At 66.1% G+C, this 10,118-nt stretch carries 9 protein-coding genes and 2 tRNA genes; 6 read left to right on the forward strand and 5 right to left on the reverse strand.

Features of this window, described 5'->3' with window-relative positions:
- Window positions 1-165: 165 nt before the first annotated feature.
- From ACOHX0_RS08705 to rpmH, 5 genes are all read right to left on the reverse strand, one after another.
- Window positions 166-1,710 (reverse strand): putative bifunctional diguanylate cyclase/phosphodiesterase, encoded by a 1,545-nt coding sequence (locus ACOHX0_RS08705; protein ID WP_420676281.1) that lies wholly within the window; start codon window positions 1,708-1,710, stop codon window positions 166-168.
- A gap of 65 nt (window positions 1,711-1,775) precedes the next feature.
- A complete protein-coding gene (gene ttcA, locus ACOHX0_RS08710; RefSeq protein WP_420676282.1) occupies window positions 1,776-2,663 on the reverse strand; it encodes a tRNA 2-thiocytidine(32) synthetase TtcA in 888 nt (295 codons plus the stop codon).
- Window positions 2,664-2,764: 101 nt separating this feature from the next.
- Window positions 2,765-2,995, reverse strand: a complete 231-nt coding sequence (gene yidD / locus ACOHX0_RS08715; protein WP_420676283.1) for a membrane protein insertion efficiency factor YidD — start codon at window positions 2,993-2,995, stop codon at window positions 2,765-2,767.
- A 63-nt stretch (window positions 2,996-3,058) separates the two neighbouring features.
- Window positions 3,059-3,484: a ribonuclease P protein component gene (gene rnpA, locus ACOHX0_RS08720; RefSeq protein WP_420676284.1), complete on the reverse strand. Its 426-nt coding sequence runs from the start codon at window positions 3,482-3,484 to the stop codon at window positions 3,059-3,061.
- Window positions 3,485-3,507: 23 nt separating this feature from the next.
- Window positions 3,508-3,642, reverse strand: coding sequence for a 50S ribosomal protein L34 (gene rpmH, locus ACOHX0_RS08725; RefSeq protein WP_008554144.1), 135 nt, complete (start codon window positions 3,640-3,642; stop codon window positions 3,508-3,510).
- A 354-nt stretch (window positions 3,643-3,996) separates the two neighbouring features.
- Between rpmH and ACOHX0_RS08730 the strand changes: the two genes are divergently transcribed.
- The 6 genes from ACOHX0_RS08730 to ACOHX0_RS08755 all read left to right on the forward strand — a co-directional run bounded on the left by ACOHX0_RS08730 (window position 3,997) and on the right by ACOHX0_RS08755 (window position 9,614).
- Window positions 3,997-4,764 (forward strand): TVP38/TMEM64 family protein, encoded by a 768-nt coding sequence (locus ACOHX0_RS08730; RefSeq protein ID WP_420676285.1) that lies wholly within the window; start codon window positions 3,997-3,999, stop codon window positions 4,762-4,764.
- A 2-nt stretch (window positions 4,765-4,766) separates the two neighbouring features.
- Entirely contained in the window at window positions 4,767-6,185 is a 1,419-nt protein-coding gene (locus ACOHX0_RS08735; RefSeq protein ID WP_420676286.1) for a dihydrolipoyl dehydrogenase family protein, read from the forward strand.
- 15 nt (window positions 6,186-6,200) lie between these two features.
- Window positions 6,201-7,586, forward strand: coding sequence for a sensor histidine kinase (locus ACOHX0_RS08740; RefSeq protein WP_420676287.1), 1,386 nt, complete (start codon window positions 6,201-6,203; stop codon window positions 7,584-7,586).
- Between the two features lie 91 nt (window positions 7,587-7,677).
- Window positions 7,678-7,754: transfer RNA gene (locus ACOHX0_RS08745), tRNA-Arg, on the forward strand.
- Between the two features lie 99 nt (window positions 7,755-7,853).
- Window positions 7,854-7,930 (forward strand) — tRNA-Arg (locus ACOHX0_RS08750).
- A gap of 241 nt (window positions 7,931-8,171) precedes the next feature.
- On the forward strand, window positions 8,172-9,614 hold the full coding sequence (locus ACOHX0_RS08755; RefSeq protein ID WP_420676288.1) for a methyl-accepting chemotaxis protein: 1,443 nt from the start codon (window positions 8,172-8,174) through the stop codon (window positions 9,612-9,614).
- The last annotated feature ends 504 nt before the right edge of the window (window positions 9,615-10,118 follow it).

Here is a 10,118-nt window from a genome sequence, read left to right on the forward strand (position 1 = left end):
GACAGGTGGGGTTCAACAGACGTGGGCCGCAAAGGTCAAGCAGAATCGGGGCGCACAGGGACAGGAGCGGCGGCAGGGGCGGAGAGGGCGCAGGATCCCGGCGCCGGGTCCGGCACGACTTCCGGCACGGGGTCCCGCTGCAGCAGCGGGCTGATTCGGCGCGCCCTACGGCGTGCCGCGGCCGATGGCGGGGGCGTCCTGCAGGCGGGCCTGATGCGCGGCAATCCAGTCCAGCGTCTGGTCAAAGGGCATCGGGCGGCCGATGCCGAAGCCCTGCACGTGGCCGCAGCCCAGCTGCGAAAGGAGCGCATGTTCGCCCGCCGTCTCCACCCCCTCGGCAAGCGTATCGAGGTCGAGCTGCTCGGCCATGGTGAGGATTGCGGCGATCAGCTTCTGCTGGCTGGGGTCCTGGTCTGCTTTCATCACGAAGGAGCGGTCGATCTTGATGCGGGAGATGTTGAAGCGGCGCACCGCGGCGATCGAGGCATGGCCGGTGCCGAAATCGTCGAGGTCGATCTGGCAGCCCATCTCGCCAAGCGCGAGGATGTTTCGGGTGACGGCATCGTCAGGTTGGTCGGTCATCACGGTTTCGAGGATTTCCACCGTCAGCCGGCCCGGCGGCAGTTCGAAACGCTCTAGCTCCCAGCGGATCTGGTCGGCCAGCCCCGGGTTGCGCAGCTCCTGAGTGGCGAAGTTCACCCCGACGCGCGGCACCGCAACCCCGGCCGCGTCCCAAGCCTTGAGAGCCACCATGGAGTGGTAGAGCATCACCTGGCTCAGCCGCTCCATCAGCCCGGCTTCCTCCAGCGCGGGCAGGAAGGTGGAGGGCGGGATCAGGCCCTGGACCGGATGCGACCAGCGCGCCAGCGCCTCGAATCCCGAGACCCGTCCGGTATCGGTGCAGATCTGCGGCTGGAACCAGGGCTGGATCTGGCCGGTTTCCAGCGCGGCGGCGGCCTCCTCGCGCAGGTTGCTGCGGGCGGTGACACGTTCGGACATGTCGGCGGAATAGGCGCGGATGCTGGAGGCGCCATTGCTCTGCGCTTCGCCCAGGGCGGCGGCGGCTGCGGCAATCCAGTCCGTCGCCGCGGCGCCCGGCGCGCGGCTGCGCAGGCAGAAGCCGATCGAGCAGGAGACGTAAAGCGTGCTGCCATCCAGCGCCACCGGCTCCTCCACCGCGGCCTGCATGCGGCCGGCCATCTGGATACAGAGTTCGAGATCCAGCTGCATCACCGGGCCGAGGCAGACGGCAAAGCGGCTGTCGCCGATCCGGGCCACCACATCGTTGTTGCGCAGGATCGAGGCGATCTGTGCGCCGCAGTGGCGCATCACGCGGTCGCCCGCCTCCTGCCCGTGGCGGTCCGCCACATGCTTGTAGTCGTCGACATCCAGAATATAGAGCGCCGAGCGCAAGCCCGAAGCGGCGCTGTCGGCGTGGAGGCGGCTGGCAGCCTCTTCGAATCCCTCACGCAGGATCATGCCCGTAACTCCATCGCGCGGCTGGCCGGCAGGTGCGCGGCGCGTCAGCCCGCCTGCCGCGGCAATCATCAGCGGCGCGCCAAGTGCCACGATCAGCAGCGCGATCTCCCCGCCCAGCCAATAGGTGGCAAGCGTCAGGGCGGGCAGGAACGCCAGGCCGGGCGGCCCGAACAGGACCGGAGCAGCGGATTTCCGGATGCGCGCCAGGAGACCTGGACCCCTGTTTGTCATATTCAGACCTTTCGCCTGCAGCTTTCGTGCAGTCCGGAGATTAGGTCTGGGTCGTGACCCGGGAGTTAACGCAGCTTGGGGATTTCGGGATTTTCTTCTTCGTTTGCGCTTTTTTTGATTTCCAGCCCGGCGAAATCGAACAGTCCGGAGTCCAGCAGATGCGAGGGCCGCGCGTTCATCAGGGCGCGGAACATCACCTGGCGGCGGCCGGGGCTGTTTGATTCCCACTGGTCGAGAATCCCTTTCACCTGCTGGCGCTGCAACCCGTCCTGGCTGCCGCAGAGGTCGCAGGGGATGATCGGATAATTCATCGCGCGGGCGAACTTCCCGCAATCGGCCTCGGCCACATGGGCAAGCGGGCGGAAGACGAAGAGATCGCCCTCTTCGTTCACCAGTTTGGGCGGCATCGTGGCCAGACGGCCGCCGTGGAACAGGTTCATGAAGAAGGTTTCCAGGATGTCGTCCCGGTGATGGCCCAGCACCACGGCCGAGCAGCCTTCCTCGCGGGCGATCCGGTAGAGGTTGCCGCGCCGCAGCCTCGAACACAGGGCGCAATATGTGCGCCCCTGCGGCACTTTATCCATCACGATGGAGTATGTGTCCTGATATTCGATCCGGTGCGGCACCTGCATCCGCTCCAGGAACTCCGGCAGCACCGTGGCCGGAAAGCCGGGCTGGCCCTGGTCGAGGTTGCAGGCCAGCAGGTCCACCGGCAGGAGGCCGCGCCACTTCAGCTCGTAAAGCACCGCCAGGAGCGTGTAGCTGTCCTTGCCGCCGGACAGGCAAACCAGCCATTTCGGCGTGCTGCCGTCCGCGCGCCGTTCGACCATGCCGTATTGCTCGACAGCCTCGCGCGTATAGCGCACGATTCGCTTCCTGAGCTTCTTGAACTCGGTGGTGGCGGGGGCCCCGGCAAACAGCGGGTGGATTTCGTCCAGATCATCATCAAGCATGCCGGCCCCGTAGCCGAGCGCGCGCGTTTTGCCAAGAAAAATCGGCGGTGCGGGCGCCCGCCCGTGGTGCGGGTGTCTGCCGTGCTTGTCAGACCTGCGCGTCAGTCCTGCCTGTCCGGCACCGGGTCGTAGCCGGCGCCGCCAAAGGGGTGGCAGCGTCCGATACGGCGGGCGGTGAGCCAGGCGCCTTTGATGGCCCCATGCTTCTCCAAGGCTTCCATTGCATAGGCCGAGCAGGTGGGCTGGTAGCGGCAATTGAAGCCGACCCAGGGGCTGAACAGCAGCCGGTAGGCGCGTACGGGCAGGGCAAAGATGTGGGCGAGCGGGGTCATGATGGGTAGATAGGGGCAGGGCGCCGATGCCGCAATGACGAACCCCGCGTGGCTTGTGCCGGCTTACTTGCCGTGGATCTGTTTCAGGGCGTAGATCAGGTCGCGTTTCAGCTCCTCGAAAGGACGCTGGGCCGTCTCAGCCGCGCGGCCGATCAGAACGTAGTCCCAGCCTGCCCGGCCATGCTCGGGCAGAATCATCCGCGCCGCCTCGCGCAGGCGGCGTTTGGCGCGGTTGCGGGCGACCGCGTTGCCGACTTTCTTGGAGCAGGTGAAGCCCATGCGGATACCGCCCTCGTCCTGGCGGTCACGGCCCTGGACCATCATCGCCTTGGTGCCCTGCTTGCGGGCGGGAGGGCGGGCGCAGGCGAGGAAATCACGGCGCTTGGCCATGACTTCGATCTTCGCTGCGTCAGATGCACAAACGGACACCGCCGGAGGCGTGTCCCCGCGGGCAGCGTTGCCGTCCTTGGGGGCCTCCGGCGGTGTCATGTCCGTCGACGCGGGAACTGAGCTTATGCGCTCAGTTCTTTCCGGCCGCGGGCGCGGCGGGCGTTCAGGATCTTGCGGCCTGCCTTGGTGGCCATGCGCGCACGGAAGCCGTGGCGGCGTTTGCGAACCAGGTTCGAAGGCTGATAGGTGCGTTTCATCGCTCCGGTCTCCAACTGTCATGCGGGTGCGGCGCGGAATCGCCCCCCGGGGTCTATCTCGAAGCCCGGTCTCTAGAAGGGAATAGCGCGCAAGTCAAACCCATTGGGGCAGGTTTTCCGGCCGATCTGCAACATTTCTGCCCAAAACGGTGGTGGAATGCCTTGATGCTGGGGCTGCCTGTAACATCAGACGCGCGAATCCGCAAAGCGGCTCACGATTGCCGCGCCGCTGATCAAGCAGCCGTGAACCGGGGCTGCGCGCCCTCGCACGGGGGCCATTTAACACGTAGCAAGCCAAACAAGCACACCCGGGTGCAGCTCGGGGCACCGATCAACAAGGGACCGGAAGGACGCATGACTGATTCCCCCAAACCCCGCGCCGGGGAGCGGCCCGGCCTGATCCGCTATCTGCCGCTGATTGCACTGCTGGCGGCGGCCCTGGCGGGCGCCGTGCTGTTGCGCGACTATCTGACCTTCGACACGCTGCGCGAACACCGGGAAGCGCTGGAAGCGTTCCGGGACCGGAATTTCCTCGGCATGGCGGCGATGTTCATGGCGGCCTACATTCTGATCGTGCTGTTCTCGCTGCCGGGGGCCACCGTGGCTTCGGTCACCGGGGGGTTCCTGTTCGGGCTGGCGGCGGGGACTGCGCTCAATGTGGTTTCGGCCACCATCGGGGCGGCGGGCATCTTTCTGGCGGCGCGCTGGGGGCTGGGGCGGACGCTGACGGCCAAGCTGGAGGCGGCCGAGGGGCGGATCGAGACCCTGAAGCACGGCCTGCGCGAGAATGAGGCCGAGGTGCTCTTGCTGCTGCGACTGGTGCCTGCGGTGCCGTTTTTTGCCGCCAACCTGCTGCCCGCGCTGGTCGGGGTGAAGTTCCGCACCTTCCTGTGGACTACGGCGCTGGGCATCATCCCCGGCGCTCTGGTATTCACCTGGATCGGCGTCGGGCTGGGCGAGGTCTTCAGCCGCGGCGGCGCGCCGGATCTGAGCCTGTTGTGGGAACCTTATGTGATTGGCCCGATTCTGGGGCTCTGCGGGCTGGCGGTGCTGCCGATCATCGTGAAGACTGTGCGCAGCAAGTCGCGCGGCACGCCGAAGGGCAAAAAGAGGGGTCAGTGAAGATGAGCCATATCAAATGCGATCTCCTGGTCATCGGAGCCGGGTCCGGCGGGCTGTCGGTGGCGGCGGGCGCCAGCCAGATGGGCGCCGATGTGGTGCTGCTCGAAGGCCACAAGATGGGCGGCGACTGCCTGAACTACGGCTGCGTGCCTTCCAAGGCGCTTTTGGCCAGCGGCAAGGCGGCCCATGCCCAGTCCCACGCGGCGGCCTTCGGCGTCGCGGACCAGGTGCCGCAGGCTGATTACGCCGCCGCCAAGGATCATGTGCATCAGGTTATCGAAACCATCGCCCCCGTCGACAGCCAGGAGCGCTTCGAAGGCCTGGGCGTCCGGGTGATCCGGGAATACGGTCAGTTCACCGGTCCGGAGGAGGTCGGGGCCGGCCCCTACCGCATCACTGCACGCCGCATCGTGATCGCCACCGGCTCCGCGCCGCTGGTGCCGCCCGTGCCGGGCCTGGACAAGGTGCCCTATGAGACCAACGAAACCCTGTTTGATCTGCGGGAGAAGCCGGACCACCTGCTGATCATCGGCGGCGGGCCTATCGGGGTGGAAATGGCGCAGGCGCATGTGCGTCTGGGCTGCAAGGTCACCGTGATCGAAGGCGCCCGCGCGCTGGGCACCGAGGACCCGGAAGCGGCGGCGCTGGTGCTGGAGCGGCTGCGCGAGGAAGGCGTGGAGATCGCCGAGGGGGCCCATGCCGCGGAGGTGCGCGGCAGCGCCGGCGCGGTGGAGGTCAAGGCCAAGGACGGCCGCCTGTTCAAGGGCTCGCACCTCCTGGTCGCGGTAGGGCGCAAGTCCAACACTGCCCGGCTGAACCTCGAGGCCGCGGGAATCGAGGCCACGGACAAGGGGATCAGGGTGGACAGCAACCTGCGCACCACCAACAGGAAGGTCTATGCCATCGGCGACGTGGCGGGCGGCATGCAGTTCACCCATCTGGCCGGCTACCATGCCAGCGTGGTGATCCGCTCGATCCTCTTCGGCCTGCCCTCCAAGGCCAAGACCAGCCATATTCCCCGCGTCACCTACACCGATCCGGAACTGGCGCAGGTCGGGCTGACCGAGGGCGAAGCCCGCGACGTGCACGGCGCGCATCTGGAAGTGGCGCGGTTCAGCTACGATCATAACGACCGCGCGATTGCCGAGCGCCGTTCGCATGGGTTCATCAAGGTGATGGTGGTCAAGGGCCGCCCGGTCGGGGTGACCATCGCGGGCCATCAGGCGGGGGAGCTGATCGGCCTGTGGTCTCTCGTGCTCGCCAATAACCTGAAGATGAGCCAGGTGGCTGCCATGGTGGCGTCCTATCCGACCATCGGCGAGGTGAACAAGCGGGCGGCGGGGGCCTATTTCTCGCCGCGTCTATTTGATAGTGAGTTGGTCAAACGCGCGGTGCGGCTGGTTCAGCGCTGGATTCCTTGAATATAGGGCTGGGGAATGCTCAACACGCTATCGGGGAGATTTCTGGTCCTGACCACGGTTTTCGTGATGCTGGCCGAAGTCCTGATCTTCGTACCCTCGATCGCGCGCTTCCGGCTCGATTACCTGTCCGACCGGCTGGAGCGGGCGCAGATTGCCTCCCTTGCGCTCTTGGCCGACGACATGCTGGACACCGACCTGGAGGCGGAGCTTCTGGAGAACGCAGGCGTCTTTAATGTGGTGCTGCGCCGCGACGAGATCCGCCAGCTGATGCTGGCTTCCCCCATCCCCCGGCCGATCGACGGCACTTACGATCTGCGCAACGCGGGGCCTTACGTGCTTATCCGTGACGCGATGCGGCGGCTGGTCACACCGCGCAACGAGATCATCCGCGTGATCGGCGCGCCGGTGCGCGATGCGGGCCTGCTGATCGAGGTCACGATGGAGACCGCGCCGCTCAGGGCGGCGATGCTCGACTACGGGGTGCGCATCCTGATCCTCTCGGCGGTGATCTCGGTGGTGACGGCGCTGTTGCTGTTTGCCGCGGTGCGAATCTTCCTGGTGAAGCCGATCAAGGGGGTGATCGGCTACATGCAGCGCTACGCCGCCGCGCCCGAGGACGCCCGCGGCATCATCCAGCCCAAGGCCGGCGTGGTGGAACTGCGCGAGGCGGAAGAAGCACTGATGAAGCTGCAGACCGAGCTCACCCATGCGCTGAAGCAGAAGGAGCGGCTGGCCCAGCTGGGCGGGGCGGTGGCCAAGGTGAGCCACGATTTGCGCAATATCCTGACTTCGGCGCAGCTCTTCACCGACCGGATCGAAGCCAGCCAGGATCCGCTGGTGCGGCGGCTGGCCCCGAAGCTGGTGAATTCCATCACCCGGGCGGTCTCCTTGTGCGAGGGCACCCTGGCGTTTGGCCGCGCCGAGGAGCCGGCCCCGGCCTTTGCCCATGTGAACCTGCACCAGATCGCGGGCGACATCGCAAGCAGCGAAGCGCTGGCGGCGGGTGAGGAGGGCGTCGAGATCCAAAGCGAGGTGCCGCCCGGCATGATGCTGCGCGCCGATCCCGAACAGCTGTTCCGCATCATCATGAATCTCGTGCGCAACGCGCGCCAGGCGATTGCCGCCACCGGCCGCGGCGGGCGCGTCACCATCTCGGCGCGCGAGGAGCGCGATGCCTGGTGGATCGAGGTCGCCGATACCGGCCCCGGCCTGCCGCAGAAGGCGCTCGACAACCTGTTCACCCCCTTCCAGGGCGGAACCCGCAAGGGCGGCACCGGGCTGGGGCTGGCCATCGCGGGCGAACTGGCGCGCGGCCACGGCGGCACGGTCACGCTGAAACGGACCGGCCCCGAAGGCACAGTCTTCGAGATCTGCCTTCCCAAGGGCGACGGCACCGTCTGAGCCCGCGGGCTCTCCGCCGCAGGCGTCCCGCAAGAATTTTCGTTTTTGGGGTTGCGGCTTCTCTCTGCTAACATTAAACCCCGCCACCAGTGGACCGATAGCTCAGCTGGATAGAGTACTTGACTACGAATCAAGGGGTCGGGGGTTCGAATCCTCCTCGGTCCGCCACTAGCCTCCGCCCGGGTTTCCAGACCCCAGGGCACCGAAGCCGGAGATGGCTTCACGGGGCGCACAGGCAGCTGTGCCGGATGGGATCCGGCGCGCAGTGGACCGATAGCTCAGCTGGATAGAGTACTTGACTACGAATCAAGGGGTCGGGGGTTCGAATCCTCCTCGGTCCGCCACTGCCTGCCCGTGTGCGGCTGGGCGGCTGCGGTTGTGCCGTATTCCATGCCGTGCTGCCGCGGCTGAGATCCAGGAAATTGGCGTTAAAATTTGCAGGCGGGCCGCCGCCGGACGGGCGCGATTCTCGCGATTTCTTGAATAAAATGGCTGCCGCCCGACGGCTGGTAAAAGAAATCTTCACTCTCGGACGTGCAGTTTGACGGCATTGGCCCAGATTTCTGCAAGAGTGGAGACTTTACTGTGATTTTTAAAAAGAAGCGCCGTGCCGCCGCGCAACAGGTCGATATGGACAAGGTGATTGCCGGCATGATCGACCGGACCCAGGCGACGATTCAATTCAAGCCGGACGGCACCATTCTGACCGCCAATGAGAATTTCCTGAATGCGCTGGGCTACCGGCTGGAAGAGATCCAGGGGCAGCACCACTCGATGTTCGTTGCGCCGGATCTTGCCAAAAGCAGCGGCTACCGCAATTTCTGGCAGGAGCTGGCGGGCGGGCGGGTGTTCACCGATCAATTTCCCCGAGTTACCAAGGATGGCGCGACCATCTGGATCCAGGCCACCTACGCCCCGGTGGAGGGGCCGGACGGCAAGGTGGAGCGGGTGGTGAAGGTCGCCACCGACGTCACTGCGCGCCGCCTCGGGCTGCAGGAAATCGCCCGCGGGCTCGACGCGATGAGCGCTGGCGATCTCGGCTACCGGGTGGAGATCTCCGATCAGGAGGACATCGGCGCGCTGGGCGAAGCCTTCAACCGCTCGGCCGAACAGCTGGATACAGCCGTCATCACCGTGAAGCAGGTCTCCGCCGCGGTAGAGCGCACCGCCGGCGAGATCGCGCAATCGGCGGGCGACCTCTCCCAGCGCACGGAAAGCCAGGCCGCCACATTGGAACAGACCGCCGCGGCGATCGAGGAGCTGGCCGCAACCGTCCGCTCCGCCGCCGACGGCGCCCGCAAGGTCGAAGGCATCGTCGGCGAGGCGCAGACCACGGCGGAGCGCAGCGGCCAGGTGGTGAGCGACGCGATCGCGGCGATGTCGCAGATCGAAGGCTCGTCCGAGGAGATTTCCAAGATCATCAGCGTGATTGACGATATCGCTTTCCAGACCAACCTGCTTGCCTTGAACGCGGGCGTCGAGGCCGCGAGGGCAGGGGAGGCCGGGCGCGGCTTTGCCGTTGTCGCTTCTGAGGTGCGCGCGCTGGCGCAGCGCTCGTCTGACGCGGCCGGGGAGATCAAGCAGCTTATCGGCCAGAGCAAGCAGCACGTTGTCAATGGGGTCGACCTGGTCGGCAAGTCGGGGACGGAACTGCAGGAGATCATCAAGTCCGTCGGCACGATCTCCTCGCACATCAGCGAAATCGCCTCCGGCGCCGCTGAGCAGTCGACCTCGCTCGGCGAGATTAACACCGGCGTCTCCCAGCTCGATCAGGTCACCCAGCAGAATGCGGCGATGGTGGAGCAGACGTCCGCTGCCAGCCAGACGCTCACCAGCGACGCGGGCCAGCTGATGCGCGAGGTCGGCAAATTCAAGACGGGCGCTGGCGCCACTTCTGCGCCTGTTGTGCAGCTGTCCCGCCCGGCACCGGCCGCCGGTGGCTCCCGGGAGCGCGCACCCGCAGCTGCAGTTGCCAATGGCCCGGCTCAAGCCCCGGCACCCGAAGTGCAGGGCTGGGAGGACTTCTGACCGCAAAGTCCGTGCATGAAGCCACGGAAAGGCGTGAGGGATGCGAGGCCGGCCCGCACCCTGTGGATTTTGTGCGGCTGCGCCGCCCCTGGCAACAAATGAAGGGCGGCGCCGCGGAAACAAGGGTCTTTTGCGGGCTGTGCGAGTCGCCCTTAGGGCGCCCCTCTTGTGCGCGTTAAGTCCGAGACCTCTATATCTGGTTTGGATTAAGGGAGCTAAGCCATCGGACTCCAGATTTTCCTGGCTCGCATTGGGTGGTCTCCATGGCAGGACCGCAGTTTTTTCTGTTTAAGCCGTTGATTATAAAGACACTTATCCATCATGCGGAAAAAAGCAGGAGGAACCTCAAAAAAGCGCTTGCGACTCTGTGCGACTAACCTTAGAACCCCCTTCACCGGCGGCGCTGAGGCGCTGCTGAGACACACCGGACGGGACGCTGAGCCAGGGATGGCGATGCAGGATCGGATCGGGAAACGCGGCGGAGAGGCGCCGGGACGGGCCGGA

Origin of the sequence: Cribrihabitans pelagius (assembly GCF_048820915.1) — a bacterium.
Lineage (GTDB): Bacteria > Pseudomonadota > Alphaproteobacteria > Rhodobacterales > Rhodobacteraceae > Cribrihabitans_A > Cribrihabitans_A pelagius.

Bases quoted from the DNA above. Each gene is read 5' to 3' on its own strand.
- rpmH (WP_008554144.1), bottom strand. From the start codon at position 3,642: ATGAAACGCACCTATCAGCCTTCGAACCTGGTTCGCAAACGCCGCCAC.
- ACOHX0_RS08735 (WP_420676286.1), top strand. From the start codon at position 4,767: ATGAGCCATATCAAATGCGATCTCCTGGTCATCGGAGCCGGGTCCGGC.
- yidD (WP_420676283.1), bottom strand. From the start codon at position 2,995: ATGACCCCGCTCGCCCACATCTTTGCCCTGCCCGTACGCGCCTACCGG.
- ACOHX0_RS08740 (WP_420676287.1), top strand. From the start codon at position 6,201: ATGCTCAACACGCTATCGGGGAGATTTCTGGTCCTGACCACGGTTTTC.
- ttcA (WP_420676282.1), bottom strand. From the start codon at position 2,663: ATGCTTGATGATGATCTGGACGAAATCCACCCGCTGTTTGCCGGGGCC.
- ACOHX0_RS08730 (WP_420676285.1), top strand. From the start codon at position 3,997: ATGACTGATTCCCCCAAACCCCGCGCCGGGGAGCGGCCCGGCCTGATC.
- ACOHX0_RS08705 (WP_420676281.1), bottom strand. From the start codon at position 1,710: ATGACAAACAGGGGTCCAGGTCTCCTGGCGCGCATCCGGAAATCCGCT.
- rnpA (WP_420676284.1), bottom strand. From the start codon at position 3,484: ATGACACCGCCGGAGGCCCCCAAGGACGGCAACGCTGCCCGCGGGGAC.